This window comes from Sporosarcina sp. FSL K6-1508 (assembly GCF_038007465.1).
Taxonomy (GTDB): Bacteria; Bacillota; Bacilli; order Bacillales_A; family Planococcaceae; genus Sporosarcina; species Sporosarcina psychrophila_B.
Map to the genome: position 1 here is coordinate 2,854,678 of NZ_JBBOXF010000001.1, position 23,320 is coordinate 2,877,997.

Consider the following 23,320-nt stretch of genomic DNA (forward strand, 5'->3'; position numbering starts at 1 on the left):
TCAGGTTAAGCATAATGAATTTCAGAAGAGGCAGCCCCAAGTGAAAACCTTGGGTGCTGCCTCTTCATTATTTTGGGGATTCTGTATTGTGTTTTTCGAAGAAGGTATTCAACTCGGGGAAACATCGTTGTTCGTTAGTGTTCATTGACTATTGTTTAGGGCTTAATTTGTTCCATATATCCTTGAATACTTTTTTCGCTCATTTCTCCCGTTATAATTTTCACGATTTTACCTTCTGGATTGATAAGTAAGGTGGTGGGTAATGGTCGAATGCTATACGCTTGCATAACACTTTTATTTTTATCAATTAGTGTCGGGAAAGTCATCCCATATTGCTCGGCAAATGTTCGAACCTTCAAGTCCGATTCTGCGATGTTAACCGCTAATACTTGAATTCCTTGATCTTTATAAACTTGGTATTGCCGACCCATCGCGGGCATTTCCTTTTTACATGGTGCACACCAAGTTCCCCAAAAGTTTAAGAACACACCTTGACCTTTATAATCCGACAGTTGATGACTCTCACCGTCTAAGTCGACTAATGCGAAATCCGGTGCAACGTCCCCGACCTTCAATATATCAATTTTTTCTTTTGTGAAGCTGCTGTATATTGAAAAGACAACGGCACCAGCCAACACTGCTAAAATAATTAAGCGAGTGATAAAACGATTACTCTTTTTGTTACTCATCTTTCGGTTGCCCCTTTCGAGTCTCTACAAGCCACTATCGGTATGCTTGAAATGTCTTTGTTATGATAAGTACTATACTAAAGATATATCAAAAAATTATGCAGACACAAAGCTGTCATGTTCGTTCAATGAAATCGTTACCTTTCGTCATGTTTAGTTTTCTCTGCATAATTTCTTCATATATATTCTCTATACTAATTTTGAGAGGAGAGAGAGTTCAGATGAACAGAATCTCTATAAAGCTGACCGCTTACTTTTTTATTTCTGTGCTTATAATGGAAACATCATTAATCTTTTATCTCCATCAGAATATCATCCACGCAAGGATTGATGAAGAATACTCTCGATTATTGGCGAACGGCTCAAATCACCGAGATGTGTTGGAAGATAATTATTCTGATATGACGTTAAAACATATAGCATTGATGGAGATTGAGGGTGAGCGGGAAGTTGTTATCACAGACAACCAAGGAATCATAGCCAGTAGCTCTGATGAAAACAATTCGATAATACAACAATACTCTTCCCTATTAATGGATCTTGATTTGGATGAAGACAGGATTTTGGTTTCCGACTGGAAAGAGTCAGCGTATATTATTAGCGCTCATCCTTATAAAGTGGATTCAAGTCATTCGGGATACGTTGTTATGTTTCAAAGTACTCGTTCAATTGAGCAGTTAATCAGTAAGCTAAACTTACACTTCGGATTAGCGGGAGGGGCAAGCGGAATCGCACTGTTCATCATCTATGCAATCCTCTCTAAATTCCTAACACGCCCTCTCATCCGTATGAAGGAAGCGACTGAGAAATTGAGCCAAGGAGAATTCGATGTAAGTCTTCCTTTTGTCGGTAACGATGAGCTAGGTGAGTTATCGGGCGCAATCCGAAAACTGGCGAGTGATTTGGAACGGTTAAAAACTGAACGTAATGAATTCCTGGCATCTATATCCCACGAGCTAAGTACGCCATTAACATACTTGATTGGCTATTCGAAAGTGGCAATGAGACAAGGGCTGAATACTGATGAACGTCAGCATTATCTTACAATTATTGCGGAAGAGTCGGACCGAATGAAGGATCTCGTTAAAAACTTATTGGATTTAGCGAAAATGGATGAGACAACTTTCACTGTTTCAAAGGAATTTTTTTGGATACGTCCGTTCATTGAGGATCTCCATAGGCTAGTTGGACCTTCTTATAAACTTAAAAAACTAAGGCTTGACTTACTATGTAACGAGGATTTCCAAATCCACGCTGACCCCTTGCGATTGGAACAGATTGTCCTGAATTTACTGGACAATGCCTATAAGTACTCAGAAGAAGATACAACTGTTACGTTGGAAGTGTATAAAAATGAGGGGAAATCAGTCATTTCAGTTACTGATGTCGGAATCGGAATTCCACCCGAAGACATTGAATTTATCTTCGAGAAACTATACCGGGTCGAAAAATCACGCTCACGTACTTCTGGGGGATCAGGTATTGGTCTGGCAATCGTCAAGGAACTTGTCGAAGCCCACGGTGGCAGTATTCAAGTGGAAAGTAGCCTTGGAAAAGGAAGTATGTTCACCGTTATAATTTAATGGGAGGCCTGAAGATGACATGCGGACGATCTTACTAATTGATGATGAGAAGAGGATGTTAGATTTAATTGAATTGTTTCTAATTCCACATGGATTTAGATGCATTAAAGAGACAAACGGACAGGCAGCGATTGAGACACTTAAACATGAGAAGATTAACCTTGTCCTATTGGATATCATGATGCCGGAAATCGATGGATGGGAAGTATGTAGGAAAATACGCGAATTCTCGGACGTCCCCGTCATTATGTTGACAGCGAGATCCGACAAACTTGATTTGGTTAAAGGGCTAGACACAGGCGCGGACGATTATATTACGAAACCTTTTGACGAGGGAGAGTTGGTTGCAAGAGTAAAAGCGCTATTGCGCCGTATCCCAGCAGATGAATCAGATGCAGAAATGATTATTTACGGTGATTTCAAACTAGATAAAGAAACATATTCCCTACAATTTAATGATTTAAAAGTACAACTCACATTGAAAGAATTTTATATTGTTGAAGCATTGATTTCACGACCAAATAAGACTTTCACACGGGAACAGTTATTGTTTTCGGCATGGGAATATAACACATACACAGATATTCGAACAGTGGACTCACACATACGTAATTTAAGAGAAAAATTAAAAACCGCTGGATTCCCTAGTGATGAATTTTTACAGACTGTATGGGGAATCGGATATAAGTGGAACTAAAGGAGATATTAAGATGAAGAAAATCAAAATGTATGCAGGGCTGTTACTACTAATTGCTATATTATCAGCTTGTAGCACTACTGGTAATAAATCATATTCATTTGAAGAAGTTAAAAATAGTAAAATCAATCATTTACATGGAATGGGATATATAAATGGCGGACCCGGAATAGTGATTTCCACACATGACGGGCTCTATGAGTATGGCAAAGACGGATGGAAAGAAGCAAATAGTGAAAAACATGATTATATGGGTTTCCAGGCAATACGTGAAGGATTCTTTTCAAGCGGTCATCCGGAACCTGGCTCTAACTATAAAAATCCTCTCGGACTTGTCAAAAGCACGGACAGGGGTGCCAGTTTTGATCAATTAGCATTCTACGGAGAAATCGATTTCCATTACCTTGCTGCTGGTTATGATTCAAACGCGATTTATGTATTGAATGAAACACCAACTAAAGAGATGCCCACGGGACTTCATTATTCCGCGGATGAGGGTACCACTTGGAAAGAATCATCCATGAAAGAATTCAATTCCGAATTTATTTCGAACTTGGCCGCTCATCCCACACGTAAGGAAATGATTGCTATTGGCAGTAAAGATGGGTTATTCCTCTCGGAAGATTATGGTGAAAAGTTCAGCTTGTTCAATGAAGCGGAAATGGTCACATACGTGACATTGACTGAAGCCGGTGGATTATATGCAAACCTCGAAAATGAAACAGTAAAACTTACATCATTTGCATTTGGTAGTGATCAAGAAATAGAAATTCAGTTACCAAAAAAACAACAGATTGAACCTATCGCCTTTATCGCGGTGAATCCTGATAACCAAAAAGAGATTGTTATCGCTACTCACAATAATGATATTTATTTAACAAAAGATGAAGGACTCAATTGGAATACGCTCGCAGTAAGTGGTGAATTAGCAAAATAAGGAGTTTGGAGGTGCATCATCTATGTATGGAATGATGTCGAAAATCAGTCAAACAATTAGTGAACCGCTTACGATTCTTGTACATTCATTTGCAGATGATCCGCTTATCTATGCGCTTTTATTGGGCTTAATAGGTGCTGTTGCTCCTTGTCAATTGACCGGAAATATGAGCGCAATCACTTTTTATGGGAATCGTACGGTTCAAGTGAAGACCGACTGGGTAGAAATTCTTTCTTTTATTGCCGGGAAAATTTCTGTATTTAGTTCCCTTGGTTTTCTGGCATGGCTATTTGGCCAATCGTTTGAAACAACAATGACGGAGTATTTTCCTCTGTTCCGTAAAGCGATTGGTCCGCTCATAATAATAACGGGACTTGTTTTGCTGGGTGTTCTCAAACTAGGATTTCTTCAACGCATAACAATGCGTATTCCTATGAAGTTGCGGGAAGGAAAGCTTGGCTCTTTTTTGTTGGGAGCCAGTTTTTCCCTTGCCTTCTGTCCGACCATGTTCGTCATTTTTTTCTTTTGGCTTATGCCCGTCGTTGTGTCAACATCGTATGGTTTAGTTCTGCCAGCTGTTTTTGGTATCGCGACTTCACTTCCTCTCCTATTACTGTTCTTTTTAATTTGGGTTTTCGATGCAAAGCGTCTAATTATGAAGCGAAGCATGAAAGTCGGAAGAGTTATACAACGTTTTGCCGGCTTTGTACTCGTGGTAATTGGCGTTTTAGATACAATCACTTTTTGGGGGATTTGAAGCATCATGGTTGTTACGCCAATAAGTGGTGTTAAAGACGATTTTGTTCTGATGAATTGTTCAAAAAAGGAGATTACATAGATGTTTACAGATTTAAATTTATTTATTGCATTTGGTGCCGGCTTTCTTAATTTCATATCGCCTTGTACACTGCCGCTATATCCTGCTTTTATTTCTTACATTACGGGGATGTCGCTTGATGAACTGAAATCCGATAAAAGGAAGTTCAACAAAAGTGGGATTGTCCATACAATTTTATTCCTGATGGGTTTTTCAGTTATCTTCATTTTTCTTGGATACAGTTCATCGTTTGTTGGAACGTTCTTTTTCCAGTACCAAGATCTCCTTCGTCAAGTCGGTGCAATTTTCATTGTAGTTTTTGGTTTGATGATTCTGGGTTTCTTTGCGCCAAAGTTTCTTATGGAAGAGAAAAAATTGCAATTTAAGAATCGTCCAGCCGGCTATTTTGGCACGTTCCTCATAGGACTCGCTTTCGCTGCAGGCTGGACCCCATGCACCGGACCAATTACCGGGGCTGTATTTATGATTGCCTCCCAAAATCCAGGTTCGGGCGTATGGTATATGGGTGCATACGTTCTTGGATTCGCAATCCCATTTTTCCTTCTGTCCCTTTTCATAACACGGGTTTCTTGGATTCAAAAACACAACCGGACAATTACGAAGGTCGGGGGATACTTTATGATTGCACTTGGTGTGCTCCTATTCTTCGATGGTCTAACTTACATTATTATATGGCTTAGTCCGATTTTTGGAGGATTTATGGGATTCTGATTTAATTTTAGGTGCCTTCTAATAGAAAATTCACGAAGAAGGTTAGAAAAATTGAAGTTCATACAAATATGGAATTTGCATAAGGAGTAAATATAAAATGAGTAATATCAAATGCCTTTGCGGACATGAAAACCCGTTTGGCACAATTCTTTGTGAGCGATGCGGAAGGCCGCAGACGGACGAAGCAAAGAAAAGTAAACTTGTCGATATGCGCTATGAAGGGTCAGCAAGAAGATCACAGACATATAAACGGTCAATGATTGACAGAGTATGGAATTTCTTTTCAAGTGTCAAGGTTGGAATCAGTATTATTGTTGCAGTTCTCGTGACTTCCGCATTTGGTACGTTGTTCCCGCAAAAGTTATATGTCCCTGCTGTCACGGAGGCGGAAATTGCTGCTTATTATGAAAGGTTATATGGAGTCCCAGGCGTTCTTTATTATGAACTGGGATTTTACGACATGTACAATAGTTGGTGGTTCATTACACTGATCGGGATGCTTGGTACATCAATCATCATAGCCAGTTTTGACAGAGTGATCCCACTTTACAAGTCATTAAAAAAACAACGAACAAAACGCCATGTTTCCTTCATGAGTAGGCAACGGATTTATGGAATAGGTTCGGTCAATGATACGGATGTATCACTTGCTAAAGCGGAAAAGAAACTAAAGGAACTCCGATATAATGTGAAGATAGAAGATGGAGCAATACTTGCAGAGAAAGGTCGCTTTTCTAGATGGGGGCCTTACGTTAATCATACAGGGTTGATTATTTTTCTTTTTGGTGTTCTATTACGAGGACTCCCAGGTTTTTATGTAGATGAAACACTTTGGCTTCGTGAAGGGGAGATGCGTGCAATCCCTGGAGCCCCAGGATTCTATATAGAGAACCAGGATTTTAAGATCGAATTATACACGAAAGAAGAAGACGAGGCGTTTGGAGAAGCAATCGACCGAGTAGGTACGATCGTAAAAAATTATCAGACTGACGTCACATTGTATAAAGAAGCGGAAGATGCACTTCCAGGACAGTCAGACAAACTAGAATTTGTTAAAGATTATTCGATAATTGTCAATAAACCACTTAACTTTGAAGGGTATAATGTTTTTCAAATGGACTATCGTCTTGATGAATTGAAATCAATGACATTTCATTTGACGGAAAAGTCCACGGATAGGTCCTTCGGTGAATTCACTGTAGACCTTACTAATCCAGAACCTACATACGAGCTCGAGGAAGGTGCTCGTGTTGAACTAAAGGATTACTTCCCAGATTACGATGGAATTGAAGATGGTGAGCCAAAAACAAAATCACCTGTACCAAACAATCCAGCATTTATTTTTAAAATGGTGACATCGGATAAACCAAAAGGCGAAATGAGTTTCGTTGCAATCCAGCAAACTCTTGAAACAGAAGTAAATGATTACAAAGTGTCGTTTGTCAGTGCTGACACTCGTGATATTTCAGGTCTCACAGTTCGGAAAGACAAGACATTGTATATATTGCTCCTTGGGGGCATCATTTTCATGATTGGCGTTTCGCAAGGGTCTTATTGGAACCATAGAAGAATATGGATTCAAAAAGGCGAAGGCAATGAACTTCTCCTCGCCAGCCATACAAATAAAAACTGGTTCTCTTTGAGAAAAGAACTTGATCAAGTTAGAGATTATGCAAACTTACCACAGTATGAAGACCGGGATGATACCGAGTCGTTTGAACATCAGAAGGGGGATAATTCATAATGGAACTTGCGTCGTTAAGCGCAAACTTGCTACTTATCTCATTTGTCGCTTATCTTGTCGCCACACTGTTCTTCGGTGGAGCGGTAAAAGGTACGAAATCGGAGGCATCCTATAAAAGTAATCGATGGGGAAAGATTGCAATCGTCATTACGTCTATTGGATTCGTCTCCCATGTCGGGTTCTTCATCACACGCTGGATTGTATCTGGGCATGCTCCAGTTAGTAATATGTTCGAATTTATTACTGCATTTGCAATGATGCTCGTGGGTGCGTTCATCCTCCTATTTTACCTTTACAGAACACCGTCACTCGGCTTGTTTGCGTTACCGATTGCAATTATCATCATTGCCTACGCAAGTATGTTCCCGAGGGATATTGCACCACTCATTCCGGCGCTTCAAAGTTACTGGCTGACGGTGCATGTCATTACTGCGGCGCTAGGTGAGGCAATACTCGCAATCAGTGCGATTGCGGGACTCGTATATTTATTGAAAAATGTTGATTTGACTAAAAAATCTAAACAACGTTTCTGGTTAGAATCAATCATATTCACGTTGATTCTTGTATTCGGTTTTGTTCTATCATCCACAACATTTACTATTACAGGTTACGAAGCCAAATTTTCGTTTATTGATAAAAATGATAATCCTGCTCAAATCGTTTATAACTATCCGCCGCTATTTGGTATGAACGAATCCGAGTCGCTCACACCAGATACAATGAAACCGTTCGCAGAAATGCCAGCTATTGTGAATGCGAAAACACTGACGACTTTTGTGTGGTCTTTACTGGTAGGAATTGTACTCTACTTAATAATACGGATTATTTTACGCCGTCCAGTTGCGACTATGTTACAACCCTTTGCTAAAAAAGCAAATTCCAAACTGATGGATGAAATCGGTTACCGTGCCGTTCTGATTGGATTCCCAGTTTTCACACTGGGTGCTCTCATATTCGCTATGATTTGGGCACATGAAGCTTGGTCCAGGTTCTGGGGATGGGATCCGAAAGAAGTTTGGGCACTCATTACGTGGCTATTTTACGCAGCGTTCCTTCACTTACGTTTATCGCGCGGCTGGGAAGGGGAAAAATCAGCATGGCTAGCAGTTATCGGATTCGTTATTATTATGTTTAATCTGATTGCTGTTAACTTGATTATCGCAGGGCTGCATTCATACGCATGATACTATTCTGCTTTAGCGACTTCGTTAGCTAAACTAGATATCCACTAGTATCAATGTGGACTGAAGAATTTTATTTTGGGGAAATGAATGATTTTGCATCCAGCAAAATTGAGGATATTGAAAAAATGTGATTTAAGCAACTTGATATTATCATTTGTTGTTAATGGGTTATGGTTGGAAAATGCAATGGTCTAGATTTCAATAAAATTTATTTGTGTAGGATTGAATACCGGATAAAAAGGCTATGAAATACTATTGTAGATGAATTCACATAGAAGCAAGATGTGACAATTAGTCAAATGCCGTATTAGCTGGCAGGAGGGGGGAATACATTTATGTTTGATTTGTTAGCAATAAACCCAATTGCATTTTCATTTGGTCCACTAGCAATCCGGTGGTACGGCATTATAATTGCAGTTGGGATCGTTCTTGCATTCCTTGTCGTTCAAAAGGAAATGGTGAAGCGCGGGATGCATCCGGACCTTTTGACGGATTTGCTCATTTGGGCTGTTCCAATCTCGATTATCAGTGCACGAATCTATTATGTTATTTTCTCATGGGATTATTATAAAGATCACCCGGGACAGATTATTCAAATCTGGGAAGGCGGCATAGCAATCCATGGCGCGTTGATTGGTGCCTTCATAACAACGTATGTTTACACAAAACGCAGAGGTATCTCGTTTTGGAAAGTAGTTGACATTGCAGCGGCTGGACTTTTAATCGGCCAGATTATCGGTCGCTGGGGCAACTTCATGAATCAGGAAGCACACGGAGGTCCCGTCTCGGAAAAGTTTCTTGAAACGACGATTATTCCAGACTGGATCATGAATCAGATGACTATTGAAGGTGTAACCTATCATCCGACATTCCTTTATGAATCCATGTGGAATATTGTGGGGCTTATCATTATCATTCTGTTGCGCAAAGTGAATTTGAAGCGCGGCGAAATGTTTCTCTTTTACCTTGTCTGGTATTCTGCCGGACGCTTCTTCATCGAAGGAATGAGAACGGACAGCTTATATGTCATCGGTGAACTTCGGGCTGCTCAGCTTGTATCAGTCGTCACAATCGTTGCTGCAGTAGTAATTTTTATCGTAAGAAGATTTGTGCAAAAAGTTGATGTGAAATACTTGGATAAATAAAAAGTAGAGTGGAGAAGCGGCTGCTCCGTAATATGGGATAGGGGAAAATATATGAAGGATATGAAACTTCAGGTGGTCTTATCATGATTGTGATGAAAAATGTGTACAAGAAATACCCGAATGGCGTGGTTGCAGCGAATGGTCTTAACGTCGTAATCGACCCAGGAGAATTCGTTTATGTAGTCGGTCCGAGTGGTGCTGGTAAGTCGACATTCATTAAAATGATGTATCGTGAAGAAGCACCAACAAGCGGAGATGTTATTGTTAACGGCATAAATCTAGCAACATTGCGGAATAAGCGTATACCCTATTTGCGAAGGCAGATTGGTGTTGTTTTTCAAGACTTCAAGCTCTTACCTAAATTGAATGTTTACGAGAATGTTGCGTTTGCACTCGAGGTAATCGAAGAATCACCAGCAGAGATTCGAAAAAAAGTGAATGACGTCCTTGGGCTTGTCGGACTTACGCAAAAAGCGCGGATGTTCCCGAACGAATTATCAGGTGGAGAAGAGCAGCGCGTTTCCATCGCGAGGTCAATCGTCAATGTACCGAAAGTTGTTATTGCAGATGAACCGACAGGAAATCTTGACCCTGAAACATCATGGGAGATCATGAGGATTTTCGAACAGATCAACACTCGTGGTACGACGATTGTCATGGCCACCCATAACAGGGAAATTGTTAATACAATAAAACACCGTGTCATTGCGATAGAAGGCGGACTCATTACCCGTGATGAATACGGAGGTGAATACTATGAAGGCTAGAACACTTAGTCGGCATATACGCGAAAGTTTTAAAAGCATTCGACGCAATAGCTGGATGACATTCGCGTCAGTCAGCGCCGTTACTGTCACCCTTCTGCTTGTCGGTGTATTCATTGTGATTATGATGAATTTAAACCAACTGGCGCAAAGTATCGAGAATGACGTGGAAATTAAAGTCATTGCAGATCCTGCGGCAGACGAGTCGGCAATTAAAGAATTAGTAGATAAAGTCCGTTCGACAGAAGGAATACTTGAAGTAGTCTTTTCGTCGCGAGATGAAGAGTTGGACAAGATGATTAAATCATTTGGTGATGAACTTAGTTTATATAAACAGAGCAATCCGCTTGGCGATGCACTGTATGTAAAAGCGAAGGACCCGCAGCAGACCGCGACCATCGCAAAGAAAATCGATACATATGACTACACGTATGAGGTCATATACGGCGAAGGAAAAATAGAAAAGCTCTTTAAAGTATTGAACACAAGCCGGAATGTTGGTCTTGCATTGATACTGGCATTGTTATTCACGGCGATGTTCCTTATTTCGAACACAATCCGTATAACAATCGTTGCTAGAAGAACTGAAATTGAAATCATGAAATTGGTCGGAGCAACGAATAACTTCGTGCGTATTCCGTTTTTATTGGAAGGAATGTGGCTTGGCATTTTAGGGGCTATTGCTCCAATGCTCATCATTTCCATATCCTATTACAAGCTATTTGAATACTGGGAACCGAAATTGCAAGGAGAACTATTCCAATTGCTAAACACGACACCATTCATTTTTCAATTGAATGGACTAATCCTATTCATGGGAATCTTTATAGGTGTTTGGGGCAGTTTTATGTCAGTGCGTAAATTTCTTAAAGTATAATGGGAACATAATTTTGAAAAGGAGAAATGGGAAGTTAATAAAATATAAGCGATAGCTTCTATGTATACAAAAACTCGATGGAGAATGTTATTCCATCGAGTTTTTGCATTACCTCTAAATCAAATTTTTAACAAGCGGGCATTAATTGCGACAATAACTGTACTCAGAGACATTAATATAGCGCCAACTGCCGGACTAAGAACTATACCGAAATTATAAAAAACTCCGGCTGCCAATGGGATTGCAAGGATATTATAGCCAGTAGCCCACCATAAGTTTTGCGTCATTTTACGATAGGTAGCCCTTGAAAGCTTAATAATATTTACAACATCAAGTGGATTACTTTTTACAAGGACGACATCAGCTGTTTCAATGGCTACATCTGTTCCTGCGCCTACTGCAATACCGAGATCAGCTTTTGCAAGAGCGGGTGCATCGTTAACACCATCACCGGTCATCGCAGTTCGAAGACCCTCAACTTTTCGGATATGATCAATTTTTTCGGATTTTTCATGTGGAAGCACTTCGGCATAAATCTCTTCCATACCGAGTTGTTTTCCAATATAATGTGCTACTTTCAAATTATCGCCTGTTAGCATAATTGATTTGATATTCATTTCTTTAAGTTTCTTAATAGCCTCTATTGCCGTTTCACGGACAATATCTGCAAGGGCTATCATTCCGGCGAGTTTTCCGTCGATTAACGTGAAGATCACCGTTTTCCCTTCCGAAGACCACTCATCGAATTGAACATTATCATATTCTAGTTTCAGCTCATTTACATAGCCTGGGCTGACGACCAAGACCATCTTTCCATCAACATTCCCTTTCAGACCTTTACCAGTCAATGATTGGAAATCCTCTACCGGGTAAAGAGTGAGACCCATTTCCTCTGCTTTTCTAATAACGCCTTTAGCAAGGGGGTGTTGGGATTGTCTTTCGATTGCAGCTGCATAAGAAATGACGTCTTCTTCACTGAAATCTATAGAATGATAAATGTCCGTAACACCGAATTCACCTTTTGTCAGCGTACCTGTTTTATCGAAAACGACCGCTTCAATATTTCGGGCGCCTTCAAAAGCTGCCCGATTTCGTATGAGAAGTCCATTTTTTGCCGCTATGGATGTTGAGACAGCAACTACTAATGGCGCTGCCAGCCCTAATGCATGTGGACACGCTATGATCAGAACGGTCACCATTCTTTCCATCGCAAATGAAACTGGATAGCCAAGTGAAATCCAGATTAGGAAAGTTATCAGACCTGCTGCCAGTGCGCCATAAAATAACCACTTCGCGGCTCTGTTGGCAAGATCTTGCGCCCGAGATTTGGATTCCTGAGCTTCTTTAACCAAGGTGATGACTTGCGAGAGATACGTTTCACTTCCGGTCTTCATGACAGAAATGATAAGTGATCCTTCACCGTTAATGGACCCACCGATAGCCTCTAAGCCAGCTTGTTTTTCAACTGGAACCGATTCACCTGTCAGCATCGATTCATCAATTGTCGATTTACCTTCTAGTATCTTTCCATCTACCGGTACTTTCTCGCCAGGCTTGACAAGTACATGATCCCCTTGTTTCAACTCCGTTACGTCAACTTCATTAATATTTCCGTCAACGTCAATGAGATGGGCTTCTGAAGGCATCAATTTGGCAAGCTCTTCCAAAGCCCTTGATGCACCCATTACGGAACGCATTTCAATCCAGTGGCCAAGTAGCATAATGTCAACGAGAGTAGCCAGTTCCCAAAAGAAATCGTTTTCTGCCAAGCCGAATACGGAAGCTGTACTATAAACATATGCAACGGTAATTGCCAATGAAATCAATGTCATCATACCTGGATTTCTATTTTTCAGCTCATCTTTTGCACCAGTAAGGAATGGCCAACCACCGTAAGAGAATACAAATGTAGATAGCGCAAACAGGATGTACATGTCTCCGTTAAAACGCCAATCAACGCCGAGAAACATTTGAATCATCGGTGAAAGGACCAAAATAGGAATCGTTACGATCAATGAGATGTAAAAACGTTTTTTGAAATCCTCTACCATATGGGTGTGATGATTGTGATGACCTTCATGACCATGTTGTTCTTTGTGTTCTTCTTTTGCAATATGCTTTTCCGGTTCGTGGTGATGATGTGAATGATTAGACATGCGATTTGCTCCTTTCATAATTACCGGGTTATAGGTATATCGTCAATATACCCATTAAATATGCAGGAATTATGCAAAATCTTCGTTTTCTCTATATTAAAGAAACGCACGATTATTCCTACGCACGATTCATGAAGATCGGTCATGCTACATACCCTTATAAGGTATATAACCATTACATGCAATATGTAAACATAAGCATTATTTCAATTTAGAAAAAGGTGGGGGATTAGTGGGGAACTATCAATTATTTGTATTAGGTTCACTTGGTTTGTTAACACTTGTAGTCGTTATAGCAGCGATAATCTGGAAAAGAAAATTTCGAACGATGCAAGGAATGATGATTTCAATGTTCTTTGGGATGAATGTGGGATTGACTGCCGGCGTTCTATTAGGTGTTACCTATCAAGGTAACCTATTTCTTTCAACGATACTTTCAATGGCTATTGGTGTGCTTGCAGGCTCATTATGCGGATTATGCTTTGGAATCCTCTCTGTATTAGAAGGATTAATGGCTGGGTTAATGGGAGGCATGATGGGGGCAATGGTAGGGGAGATGATTCGTGTAGATCAGTCGATAAGTTTGATACAGATTTTCTTATTTTTATCCATCAGTACAATTTTTATTATAGCTATTTTGAAAACACCACAAAACTCGAAAGTGCTTACTAAAAAGTGGTTATTAAAACCTTTGGTACTTTCAACTTTTGTAGTTTTTTTTATAATAGGCGGCAATTCTATTGCTGAGAAATATGGAAATCAAAAGGAATTAGAGATGCCAGAAAGTCATCATTCAGCGATGCCAGGATCAACCGATAATTCCGATAGTGAAAGTCAAATGATTGTTCTGGAAACCGTCGATATGAAGTACTCAAAAAATGAAATTATTGTTGAGAAAGATAAACCAGTCACATTAACACTCACAAATCGGGATAAGGTTGAGCATGACATTGAAATACGGACTTCCTCCTTTAACATGGTAATGGGATCCAAACATAATCATGGGGGAAATAAAGATTTGTTGCATCTACATGCTACACCTGGAAATACGGAGACACTAACATTTACCTTAACTGAATCTGGAGTTTATGAATTTTATTGTACCGTCCCAGGGCATAAGGAACTAGGGATGATTGGACAATTTATTGTAAGTTAAATACTTTAACCTGCCTAAGCTACATATATTAGTTGCCGGGGGTAGTCTTTGAAAAAGTCGTTGAAAATCTGGAGTTCACTAATCTTCGCGCACTTCTAATTCCCTATCATTTTGGAAAAGATTCCGCGTGAAATACCGGTAGAGGAATTAGTTGTTCAAATCGATGAGCGAAAATTAGTTTAAGCAGCAAATATTATCGAAATGGAACCCGAAGTCCAAACAGGAATAAGTGCACTTTTATACACTACAGATTCACATGAAGCATTTGAAACCCATCACTCTAAAACATGACGGGGAAATTGCGGTTTACCATCCGGAAGAGAATATTATGAGTCTTAGAGAAAAGATAAATACTCAGTTGGAGTTTTATGGAGTAGGTGCAGATATTATCGACATTGACATTACAGCAGAAATGAATAAGGTAGGAATCCCTTTTCATAAAACGTTTGATATTGTTAGGCCATATGTGCAGAAAGCGTTGAACGATGAGGATTACGACATCATACTCGAGATTCATCGGGTTTCACTTAAAGCGGATAGGACGACAGTCACTTATGAAGGGGAAAAGTTTGCATAAGTCGTATTTGTTATCGTTGGTGATCATGCTAATTTTAAATTGAATCAAGAGTTAGCTGAGAAACTAATGGCCGGGATGGAACAGATAGTGCTAAATATAACAGAGAATATCGTATTCAAATTAGATCTTGGCGTGAATGGAAAATATAATCAGGATCTTCATAAGCGTCATATGCTCGTTGAAATAGGCGGAATTGGAAATGATGAAACGGGACTAAATAGGACATCTGCTGTATTCGCAAAAGCTGTTTCTCGGATGTTACTTAGCGAAGATCTAACCCGAAATTAATTGCGCTTGTACCCTGCAATAATACAAATAGCTTCAATCGGAATGAATGCTCATCGATGGAGGATCAACACTTGAGTTGAAAACAGTAGATAATAATTTCACTCTTAAAGCCCTCAGTAACTACAAAAGTAGATAATGAGGGCTTTAAGAATTTCATCTTCGGTATTTATTGGTAAGAGAATGGTGATATGTATGGAAGATAAAGCTTAAAAAGAAAGTTGAAACTTCCTTGAGGATATGTTCGCGTGTATTTGATTTCTTCCTACTCGGTATAAATGTCATTGCAAAATCAATCGAATGGCCGTATTTATTTTGATATTAAAGATAACCATACGAGTTCGGTAGTTCAATATTGGTTCGATAGAAGGTTCTTTACTATTCGTCTTACCTTCTTCATTAAAAATGCATAAATACCGAGTAAACTCAAATTTGAAGGAGGAGAATATATTGTAAAAGTAGTAATTTGCTTTTCGTAAATGCATCGATCAGCGAAATGATGAATCCGAATATTGTTCAATTGTATTTACAATGCAATAATTCAATCAGTGTATAGGGTAATTACCTGGAGATGGTTTAAATTAAGTGTCGTGGATAGCGCCAACGGTTGGATTTGTGATAGCTTATTTTACACTCTTTATTTTTTAAGAAAGGTTTTTTTGCAAGCAAGTTATCAATTATTGATGGTGATATTAAATGGAAATAGGTTGGGTGCAGAGGTTGGAACAAATATTGTTTTGACAATTAGCGTTTTACTCGTATGGTTGAACACTGGGAAAGCAGTCGGTAGGTCACAACAACCTGCACTCCTGTTCATGGTAATACATCTTTTTGCAGCCTCTTTCCAACCGAAAGAGCTGACGGGTAAAACTGTCATGTCGACGTTTTTCATCGCCTTGGTTTTCGTGAAATTATTATTGCGGGGCTGAGACAGAAAAATTGAATCGGAGGGACAATTGTGAATAAACGAACCGTAAGTATTGTAATAACAGCTTTAATTATCGGTACGTTGATTGTTATGATGGTTAAATCGAATATAGAAACAGCGGAGCCAATCGATACAGTTTTTGCTGGAGCGGATAGTACAACGATTGAGTATAAGCCTGGACTTGAAAAAGGAAATACACCGCCTGATTTTGAACTTTCTACGCTTTCGGGTGACATGGTAAAGCTGACGGACTATAAAGGAAAAAAAGTTATTCTTAATTTCTGGGCGTCGTGGTGTGGTCCGTGCAAGGCGGAAATGCCACATATGCAAAATTATTATGCAAAAAATAAGGATTCTGCGAACGTAGAAATCATTGCGGTTAATTTGACTACGGCAGAGCGGGGTGGACTCGTAGGTATCGAGAAGTTTGTCGATGCTTATGGTCTAACATTTCCAATTCCACTTGACAATGATGGTGAAGTAATGGATTTGTATAATATTTTGCCAATTCCGACGACGTATATGATTAGCACGGATGGGAAAATTATGCATAAGATTATTGGCCCGATGGACGAAAAAACGATAAAAGAACTTGTTGATAATCTTGATTAAATGCAGCCAGTATCTTACCTATTATAAAATTCTTTTTCTGTTCGTTTAGTAGACAAGGGAGGAACATTGTGTGGCGAGCGCCGTCAATGAAAATAATATGGAAGAAGCGATTAAGGAATTGTTGAAACTTTCTGATCCCGTGGATATAAAAATCGTCTAGATTATGAATCTAGGCGTTTTTTTGTGCTTACCATATCGAAAATGCAAGATGAATTGCTAAAACATTGCACTAATTCTCCTTAATTAATCCTTAGTTTTGTAATGCGAATGTATTGTGATTGTAAAACTATAATCATAGTTATTATGCTAAAGTTATACAGGAAGTGATAAATAAAGATGTCGAACAAAGAAAAAAAGACATCAATAAAACAGTTGGGGTGGAAAATGAAAAATCGCGTTATTCAAATACTAATGGCTGTGTTTCTTATTAGTACAATACCCTTTATGTCGTCAAATAAGGTTAGTGCGGCAACTTCGAATGAGATTGCAACGTATGCTGAAAATTTATATGGAACGCCATATAAATTTGGTGGGACAACTACGTCTGGATTTGACTGTTCGGGTTATATCAGATATGTATTCAATAATTTCAACATGAGCCTACCGAGAACATCAGAGGATCAGTTTAGGGTGGGAACTACGATAAGTAAAGACAATCTGCAACCTGGGGATCTTGTATTTTTTGCAAATACATATAAAAAAGGTATTTCACATACGGGAATCTATTTAGGGAACAACGAGTTCATCTCGGCTAAGAGCCGTGGAGTCCTAAAAGCAAATCTAAAGACAGATCCTTATTGGGCTCCTAAATATGCAGGAGCAAAACGTCTATCAAACACCCAAGTAGCTTTTGAGCCTGTACAGGTAAAACCCGCTGAGCATATGAGTGAAGCATTTAAAGATCTATCGATAAAACATCCTGCTTTTGAGGCAATCATTACGCTAAACGAAATCGGCGTTATAACTGGCTACGAAGACTCCACATTCAAACCGGAAAAATCAATTACTCGTGGACAAGCAGCTGCAATGATAAATCGCGAGCTTAAATTAGAAGCATCAACCGAAGTGACATTTAAGGATGTCGCTCCAAATCACCAATTTGCGGCTGACATAGCGGCCTTGAATGAAGCAGGAATCCTTCAAGGATATGCAACAGGTGAATTCGGCATTAACGACAAACTTACACGCGCACATCTTGCGGCCATCGTCGATCGAGCATTTGATCTTCAAGGACAAATAGATGGAAAAGTACAAGTCGCATCAAATTATAATGATGTCCCAACAAGTCACTGGGCCTCAGAAGCAATTCATGCGTTGAAGACACTTGATCAGACAAAAGTCTTTCAGACACCGGGGTTTAACGTAGGAAAAGAAGCAACTCGTGCAGAATTCGCCGCAGCTGTATTCACTGCAATTTCATACAAATGAGTTTTTATTTCAGAGTACGGGCGTACATCTTATGATAAGAGATGTGCGCCCGTTTTGTGTTTCGGTGAACTAGAAGAAAGGATGTCAGTAACATTATGTTTTAATATTCAAATAATAAAGTGTTGCGTTAGGGAAACACTTGTCATATAATGACACTACAATTGATAAAGAAAGAGGATCGATAAATGACAGACAATGTATTTTCTGTGCGGGGACAAAAATATGATTGAATTTTTTGCGGCGTTAAGTCCGGTAACCCAGGCATTGATAGCAACCTTATTCACATGGGGAATGACCGCAATTGGGGCTGCCTTAGTATTTACAACTAAGACGGTAAACCAAAAGTTAATGGACGGAATGTTAGGCTTTGCAGGAGGTGTTATGATTGCAGCGAGTTTTTGGTCGTTGCTTTCGCCTGCCATTGAAATGGCAGAAAGTAGTTCTTTGCCTTCGTGGTTTCCAGCAGCCGTTGGATTTTTATTGGGTGGTTTTTTTTTATGGGGGGCTGATAAGATTATTCCACACGTACATCCTACTTCCCCAATGAAAGACGCAGAGGGGATAAAACCTGAAAATAAGCGACGCAGCACACTGCTTGTTCTAGCCATTACACTTCATAATATACCTGAAGGTCTTGCGATTGGCGTTGCCTTTGGTGCTGTAGCCGCGGGTTTTCCGTCTGCTACTTTACCAGCAGCGATTGCTTTAGCGATTGGTATAGGGATTCAGAACTTCCCCGAGGGTACAGCTGTATCAATGCCTTTACGAAGAGATGGGATGTCTCGTCGAAAAAGCTTCTTATATGGTCAGTTCTCGGGAATGGTTGAGCCGATTTCTGCCGTGGTAGGCGTTCTTGCAGTAACGTTCATGACACCACTTCTCCCATTTGCTTTAAGCTTTGCGGCAGGGGCGATGATATTTGTAGTGGTAGAAGAGGTTATTCCAGGCTCACAAGAAAACGGAAATAAAGATCTAGCTTCAATTTGTTTGATGTTAGGATTTACAGTAATGATGATACTCGATGTGGCATTCGGATAAGGGCATATAGAAATTGTAAAGTGGGAAGAGATCACTAGCATTGCATAAGTAAAAACAGAATTTACCCTTTTTTGTATCGTGTTTAAAAAAATCATCGCGTTGATCACAATTCGCCTGCACTCCTTGCATAACAAAAGGTAAACATAAATAGTTTTCTGCCCTATTCCATGTGCTTCCGATCACTACCATCTGATTCGACAAGACATGGGAACCCTCTGGTACTTTAAAGTCATGAATTACCTGGACCACCAGTTAATACTTGACCGTATAACAGGGGAATGATAATATAGGGGTATGGGGTATGGGGTATGGGGTATGGGGTATATTGTATCGTGTGAGGAGCGATGTATATGAATAGAAAAAACAGGCTTTTGATATTATCTGGATTGATTGTAGCCATTGTTATTGCGGTAGTGGCCTCCTTAAATGGAACATCAAAAGGAGTTTCAGAAAATATTACTGAACCACATATAGTTGATACGGAGACGCTTACGAAAATGATCAACAGTAAAGAAGATATGGTTATTGTCGATTTAAGGGAACCGGAATTATTTTCGCAAAGTAGAGTACCCAGCTCAATAAACATCCCATTTGAGGAGATTCCGTCGAGATATACTGAACTGCCTAATGATAAGAAAATTGTCTTTGTTTGTCATACAGGGCGTATGGGAATGGAAAGCGGGAATCTCTTGTTAGAGAACGGTTTCAAGCAAGTTTATAATCTCGAGGGCGGTATTGCTAAATGGACAGGAGAGTTGGAAAAATAATTACAAGGAGGAGTAGACATGCAGGAGACCAATAAAACAACCGTTCAACCAAATAAACAGCAGCTTCTCAATCGATTAAAGCGAATCGAAGGGCAGGTGAGAGGTGTCCATCAGATGGTCGATAATGACCGCTATTGTGTGGATATTTTACATCAAATCAGTGCCATCCAATCAGCGATGAATAAGGTGTCTTTGGCCTTGCTTGAAGATCACACGCACCACTGTGTAGCGAATGCGATTAAAGGGCAAGACGGTGAAAACGCGATTAAGGAATTGATGGATGTCATGAAAACGATGACGAAATAAAAGGTTATAGAAAGAACTTTTTATTTAATAGTTGACATACTATACAGGGGTATAGTAAATTTAAAGTAATAACTAAACAGGAGGTCGTCAAAATGAAAGATATAGTAAAAGTACAAGGGATGTCATGCAATCATTGCGTCAATTCAATCGAAACAAGCGTGGGCAATCTTTCAGGTGTTTCTTCCGTAAAGGTGGATCTTGGTAGTGGTGAAGTTTCATTAGAGTATGACAATCAGGTAACAACATTGGAGCAGATCAAGGAGACGATTGAAGAGCAAGGGTATGACATCGTCTGATTTCGTGCATTATGTATTAGAGGGTTTTAGTCAACAAAGAATCTTCCGCTTATACCACATGGGGGTAGAAGGCGGTGGATAAGATCGTACCTTCTGGTATGGTCTTTCTTTTTCAAAAGAATATACCCCCATTACGTATAGGAGTGATAATAAATGGCAACTAAAGAAAAAACGCTACAAATTAATGGAATGACTTGTGCGGCATGCGCAAACCGAATTGAAAAAGGGCTTTCCAAAATAGAAGGCGTTGAGCGGGCAAATGTCAACTTTGCATTGGAACGTTCAACAGTCGTCTATGACCCAGCTAAAACGAATGTCAATGAGTTTAAGGAAAGAGTTGAAAAGCTCGGTTATAGTGTGGTTCAAGAAAAAGCAGCTTTTGATATTTCAGGTATGACTTGCGCGGCATGTGCAACCAAAATTGAAAAAAGAATCAATAAGATGGATGGTGTCTCCAACGCAAACGTCAACTTTGCGCTAGAAACGATTGCGGTAGAATATGACAGTAAACAAGTAGAAACGGCTGAAATGATTACGGCTGTTAAGAAAATGGGCTATGAATTGATTCCCAAGCAAGATGGTAAAGAAAAGATGGATCATAAAGAACAGGAAATCAAAAAGCAACAGAGAAAGTTCATATTTTCACTGATCTTGACGATTCCGTTGCTATGGACGATGGTTGCCCATTTTGAATTTCTATCATTCATTTATATGCCTGCTATTCTGATGAACCCATGGGTACAACTTGTGCTTGCAACACCCGTTCAATTTATCGTAGGGAGACAATTTTATAAAGGTGCCTTTAACGCTTTAAGAAATAAAAGTGCCAACATGGACGTATTGGTTGCACTTGGTACGAGTGCGGCATACTTCTATAGCCTCTTTCTTACGCTGGAATGGATGATGGCAGGTAGCACAGGAATGCCTGAGCTCTATTTTGAAGCAGCTGCTGTCATTATCACATTAATCGTACTTGGTAAGTTATTTGAAGTTCGTGCAAAAGGGAAAACGAGTCAAGCTATTCAAAAGTTGCTAGGCTTGCAAGCTAAAACAGCCCGAGTTCTGAGAGATGGCATTGAAAAAGAAGTGCCGATTGAGGAAGTCGTAGCAGGAGATACAATCTTTGTGAAACCTGGTGAAAAGATTCCGGTGGACGGAGCTATCATCGAAGGGCGCTCCGCAATCGATGAATCGATGATTACAGGTGAGAGTATTCCGGTTGATAAAGTCGCCGGTGACGTAGTGATTGGCGCAACTATTAATAAAAATGGTTCATTGCAAATCAAAGCGACAAAAGTAGGAAAAGATACAGCGTTAGCACAAATTGTAAAAGTGGTTGAAGAAGCACAAGGATCAAAGGCGAATATTCAACGTTTGGCAGACCGGATTTCCGGAGTTTTCGTACCGATAGTTGTCGTTATTGCAATTGCCACGTTCCTTATTTGGTATTTTGCAGTAACACCAGGTGATTTCCGTTCCGCGTTGATTCCAACCATCTCGATTCTAGTTATTGCTTGTCCGTGTGCATTAGGCCTAGCAACACCGACGTCAATTATGGCTGGTTCAGGTAGAGCTGCTGAAATGGGACTTCTCTTTAAAGGCGGCGAACATTTGGAAAACACGCAGTCCATCGATACCGTAGTCCTGGATAAAACAGGAACCGTTACAAAAGGTGAACCTGCATTGACAGACATTTCGGTGGCTAACGGCTTTACAGAAGAGGAAGTTCTCCAATTGATTGCAACAGCTGAAAACCAATCCGAACATCCTTTGGCGCAGGCGATTGTTAATGGCGTAAAAGAAAAAGGCATTGCACTTCTTGAAACAACTGATTTTGAAGCTTTGCCAGGCTATGGAATAAGGGCTAAAGTAAATGCCAGGGAAGTGTTAGTTGGAACAAGAAAATTGATGAATGAGCATAACATCGTAATCTTGAATTCGGAAGCATCGATGGAGAAACTAGAGAGCGAAGGAAAAACAGCGATGCTTATTGCTGTGGATCAAGAACTTGCGGGTGTCGTCGCTGTAGCCGATACAGTGAAGGATACATCAAAAGAAGCGATTGCCAGAATGCGGGAGCTGGGTCTGGAGGTCATCATGCTTACGGGTGACAACCAACGTACCGCAGAGGCCATTGCCCGTCAAGTCGGTCTGTCTAACGTCATTGCGGAAGTGTTACCGGAACAGAAAAGTGAAGAGATAAAAAAGCTTCAGAAACAAGGCAAGAAGGTAGCGATGGTCGGGGATGGTATCAATGATGCTCCAGCACTTGCGATGGCAAATGTCGGAATGGCGGTCGGAACCGGAACGGATATCGCCATAGAAGCAGCTGACATTACACTGATGCGGGGAGATTTAAATAGTGTTGCGGATGCGATTATCATGAGCCGAAAAACAATGCGGAACATCAAGCAAAACCTGTTTTTCGCTTTCATTTACAACACAATCGGGATACCAGTTGCAGCAGTTGGCCTTTTAGCCCCTTGGGTAGCAGGTGCAGCGATGGCGTTCAGTTCGGTATCCGTGGTGTTGAATGCGTTGCGTCTACAGAAAGTGAATTTGAAGAAATAAAAGATCAAATGAAAATGATTTATTAAATTGA

The 23,320-nt window shown here is 40.0% G+C and carries 21 protein-coding genes and 1 pseudogene; 20 read left to right on the forward strand and 2 right to left on the reverse strand.

Annotation, left to right across the window (positions count from 1 at the left end):
* Positions 1–155: 155 nt before the first annotated feature.
* Positions 156–689 (reverse strand): thiol-disulfide oxidoreductase ResA, encoded by a 534-nt coding sequence (gene resA / locus MKZ11_RS14210; RefSeq protein ID WP_340795054.1) that lies wholly within the window; start codon positions 687–689, stop codon positions 156–158.
* A 275-nt stretch (positions 690–964) separates the two neighbouring features.
* On the opposite strand from resA, the gene MKZ11_RS14215 reads away from it, so the two are divergent.
* The 10 genes from MKZ11_RS14215 (at position 965) to ftsX (ending at position 11,169) form a co-directional block, all read left to right on the forward strand.
* A complete protein-coding gene (locus tag MKZ11_RS14215) occupies positions 965–2,272 on the forward strand; it encodes a sensor histidine kinase (protein ID WP_340795055.1) in 1,308 nt (435 codons plus the stop codon).
* A gap of 19 nt (positions 2,273–2,291) precedes the next feature.
* On the forward strand, positions 2,292–2,969 hold the full coding sequence (locus MKZ11_RS14220) for a response regulator transcription factor (RefSeq protein WP_340795056.1): 678 nt from the start codon (positions 2,292–2,294) through the stop codon (positions 2,967–2,969).
* Between the two features lie 13 nt (positions 2,970–2,982).
* On the forward strand, positions 2,983–3,906 hold the full coding sequence (locus MKZ11_RS14225; RefSeq protein WP_340795057.1) for a F510_1955 family glycosylhydrolase: 924 nt from the start codon (positions 2,983–2,985) through the stop codon (positions 3,904–3,906).
* Positions 3,907–3,928: 22 nt separating this feature from the next.
* Entirely contained in the window at positions 3,929–4,663 is a 735-nt protein-coding gene (locus MKZ11_RS14230; protein WP_340795058.1) for a cytochrome c biogenesis CcdA family protein, read from the forward strand.
* Positions 4,664–4,744: 81 nt separating this feature from the next.
* The gene (locus MKZ11_RS14235; protein ID WP_340795059.1) at positions 4,745–5,455 is read left to right on the forward strand and encodes a cytochrome c biogenesis CcdA family protein; all 711 of its coding nucleotides are present in this window, start codon (positions 4,745–4,747) and stop codon (positions 5,453–5,455) included.
* 97 nt (positions 5,456–5,552) lie between these two features.
* Positions 5,553–7,199 carry a cytochrome c biogenesis protein ResB gene (gene resB, locus MKZ11_RS14240; protein ID WP_340795060.1) on the forward strand — a complete coding sequence of 549 codons (1,647 nt, stop codon included), beginning with the start codon at positions 5,553–5,555 and terminating at the stop codon, positions 7,197–7,199.
* A complete protein-coding gene (gene ccsB / locus MKZ11_RS14245; protein WP_340795061.1) occupies positions 7,199–8,383 on the forward strand; it encodes a c-type cytochrome biogenesis protein CcsB in 1,185 nt (394 codons plus the stop codon). Before resB ends, ccsB begins: the two co-directional genes overlap by 1 nt.
* A 335-nt stretch (positions 8,384–8,718) precedes the next feature.
* A complete protein-coding gene (gene lgt, locus MKZ11_RS14250) occupies positions 8,719–9,528 on the forward strand; it encodes a prolipoprotein diacylglyceryl transferase (protein WP_340795062.1) in 810 nt (269 codons plus the stop codon).
* Between the two features lie 83 nt (positions 9,529–9,611).
* On the forward strand, positions 9,612–10,295 hold the full coding sequence (ftsE, locus tag MKZ11_RS14255) for a cell division ATP-binding protein FtsE (protein ID WP_340795063.1): 684 nt from the start codon (positions 9,612–9,614) through the stop codon (positions 10,293–10,295).
* Positions 10,285–11,169: a permease-like cell division protein FtsX gene (ftsX, locus tag MKZ11_RS14260; protein ID WP_340795064.1), complete on the forward strand. Its 885-nt coding sequence runs from the start codon at positions 10,285–10,287 to the stop codon at positions 11,167–11,169. The genes ftsE and ftsX overlap by 11 nt, the downstream gene beginning before the upstream one ends.
* A 119-nt stretch (positions 11,170–11,288) precedes the next feature.
* Here ftsX and MKZ11_RS14265 read toward each other — a convergent pair whose 3' ends face one another.
* Positions 11,289–13,325, reverse strand: a complete 2,037-nt coding sequence (locus tag MKZ11_RS14265; RefSeq protein ID WP_340795065.1) for a copper-translocating P-type ATPase — start codon at positions 13,323–13,325, stop codon at positions 11,289–11,291.
* 232 nt (positions 13,326–13,557) lie between these two features.
* Here MKZ11_RS14265 and MKZ11_RS14270 point away from each other — a divergent pair, with 232 nt between their 5' ends.
* The 10 genes and pseudogenes from MKZ11_RS14270 (at position 13,558) to MKZ11_RS14315 (ending at position 23,289) form a co-directional block, all read left to right on the forward strand.
* Positions 13,558–14,481: a plastocyanin/azurin family copper-binding protein gene (locus tag MKZ11_RS14270; protein ID WP_340795066.1), complete on the forward strand. Its 924-nt coding sequence runs from the start codon at positions 13,558–13,560 to the stop codon at positions 14,479–14,481.
* Between the two features lie 328 nt (positions 14,482–14,809).
* A pseudogene (locus MKZ11_RS14275) lies at positions 14,810–15,346 on the forward strand (stage II sporulation protein P).
* A gap of 680 nt (positions 15,347–16,026) precedes the next feature.
* The gene (locus MKZ11_RS14280) at positions 16,027–16,272 is read left to right on the forward strand and encodes a hypothetical protein (RefSeq protein ID WP_340795067.1); all 246 of its coding nucleotides are present in this window, start codon (positions 16,027–16,029) and stop codon (positions 16,270–16,272) included.
* Between the two features lie 29 nt (positions 16,273–16,301).
* Positions 16,302–16,883 carry a redoxin domain-containing protein gene (locus MKZ11_RS14285; protein WP_340795068.1) on the forward strand — a complete coding sequence of 194 codons (582 nt, stop codon included), beginning with the start codon at positions 16,302–16,304 and terminating at the stop codon, positions 16,881–16,883.
* A 336-nt stretch (positions 16,884–17,219) separates the two neighbouring features.
* Positions 17,220–18,311: a C40 family peptidase gene (locus tag MKZ11_RS14290; protein WP_340795069.1), complete on the forward strand. Its 1,092-nt coding sequence runs from the start codon at positions 17,220–17,222 to the stop codon at positions 18,309–18,311.
* 222 nt (positions 18,312–18,533) lie between these two features.
* Positions 18,534–19,349 (forward strand): ZIP family metal transporter, encoded by an 816-nt coding sequence (locus MKZ11_RS14295; RefSeq protein ID WP_340795070.1) that lies wholly within the window; start codon positions 18,534–18,536, stop codon positions 19,347–19,349.
* Between the two features lie 350 nt (positions 19,350–19,699).
* On the forward strand, positions 19,700–20,116 hold the full coding sequence (locus tag MKZ11_RS14300) for a rhodanese-like domain-containing protein (RefSeq protein ID WP_340795071.1): 417 nt from the start codon (positions 19,700–19,702) through the stop codon (positions 20,114–20,116).
* An 18-nt stretch (positions 20,117–20,134) separates the two neighbouring features.
* Positions 20,135–20,422, forward strand: a complete 288-nt coding sequence (locus tag MKZ11_RS14305; protein WP_340795072.1) for a metal-sensitive transcriptional regulator — start codon at positions 20,135–20,137, stop codon at positions 20,420–20,422.
* A 92-nt stretch (positions 20,423–20,514) separates the two neighbouring features.
* A complete protein-coding gene (gene copZ, locus MKZ11_RS14310) occupies positions 20,515–20,718 on the forward strand; it encodes a copper chaperone CopZ (RefSeq protein WP_340795073.1) in 204 nt (67 codons plus the stop codon).
* A gap of 153 nt (positions 20,719–20,871) precedes the next feature.
* On the forward strand, positions 20,872–23,289 hold the full coding sequence (locus MKZ11_RS14315; RefSeq protein WP_340795074.1) for a heavy metal translocating P-type ATPase: 2,418 nt from the start codon (positions 20,872–20,874) through the stop codon (positions 23,287–23,289).
* The last annotated feature ends 31 nt before the right edge of the window (positions 23,290–23,320 follow it).

What these genes read in the sequence shown, in the direction of transcription:
- resA (WP_340795054.1), bottom strand. Translation starts at nt 689, where the DNA reads ATGAGTAACAAAAAGAGTAATCGTTTTATCACTCGCTTAATTATTTTA.
- MKZ11_RS14215 (WP_340795055.1), top strand. Translation starts at nt 965, where the DNA reads ATGGAAACATCATTAATCTTTTATCTCCATCAGAATATCATCCACGCA.
- MKZ11_RS14220 (WP_340795056.1), top strand. Translation starts at nt 2,292, where the DNA reads ATGCGGACGATCTTACTAATTGATGATGAGAAGAGGATGTTAGATTTA.
- MKZ11_RS14225 (WP_340795057.1), top strand. Translation starts at nt 2,983, where the DNA reads ATGAAGAAAATCAAAATGTATGCAGGGCTGTTACTACTAATTGCTATA.
- MKZ11_RS14230 (WP_340795058.1), top strand. Translation starts at nt 3,929, where the DNA reads ATGTATGGAATGATGTCGAAAATCAGTCAAACAATTAGTGAACCGCTT.
- MKZ11_RS14235 (WP_340795059.1), top strand. Translation starts at nt 4,745, where the DNA reads ATGTTTACAGATTTAAATTTATTTATTGCATTTGGTGCCGGCTTTCTT.
- resB (WP_340795060.1), top strand. Translation starts at nt 5,553, where the DNA reads ATGAGTAATATCAAATGCCTTTGCGGACATGAAAACCCGTTTGGCACA.
- ccsB (WP_340795061.1), top strand. Translation starts at nt 7,199, where the DNA reads ATGGAACTTGCGTCGTTAAGCGCAAACTTGCTACTTATCTCATTTGTC.
- lgt (WP_340795062.1), top strand. Translation starts at nt 8,719, where the DNA reads ATGTTTGATTTGTTAGCAATAAACCCAATTGCATTTTCATTTGGTCCA.
- ftsE (WP_340795063.1), top strand. Translation starts at nt 9,612, where the DNA reads ATGATTGTGATGAAAAATGTGTACAAGAAATACCCGAATGGCGTGGTT.
- ftsX (WP_340795064.1), top strand. Translation starts at nt 10,285, where the DNA reads ATGAAGGCTAGAACACTTAGTCGGCATATACGCGAAAGTTTTAAAAGC.
- MKZ11_RS14265 (WP_340795065.1), bottom strand. Translation starts at nt 13,325, where the DNA reads ATGTCTAATCATTCACATCATCACCACGAACCGGAAAAGCATATTGCA.
- MKZ11_RS14280 (WP_340795067.1), top strand. Translation starts at nt 16,027, where the DNA reads ATGGTGATATTAAATGGAAATAGGTTGGGTGCAGAGGTTGGAACAAAT.
- MKZ11_RS14290 (WP_340795069.1), top strand. Translation starts at nt 17,220, where the DNA reads ATGTCGAACAAAGAAAAAAAGACATCAATAAAACAGTTGGGGTGGAAA.
- MKZ11_RS14295 (WP_340795070.1), top strand. Translation starts at nt 18,534, where the DNA reads ATGATTGAATTTTTTGCGGCGTTAAGTCCGGTAACCCAGGCATTGATA.
- MKZ11_RS14300 (WP_340795071.1), top strand. Translation starts at nt 19,700, where the DNA reads ATGAATAGAAAAAACAGGCTTTTGATATTATCTGGATTGATTGTAGCC.
- MKZ11_RS14305 (WP_340795072.1), top strand. Translation starts at nt 20,135, where the DNA reads ATGCAGGAGACCAATAAAACAACCGTTCAACCAAATAAACAGCAGCTT.
- copZ (WP_340795073.1), top strand. Translation starts at nt 20,515, where the DNA reads ATGAAAGATATAGTAAAAGTACAAGGGATGTCATGCAATCATTGCGTC.
- MKZ11_RS14315 (WP_340795074.1), top strand. Translation starts at nt 20,872, where the DNA reads ATGGCAACTAAAGAAAAAACGCTACAAATTAATGGAATGACTTGTGCG.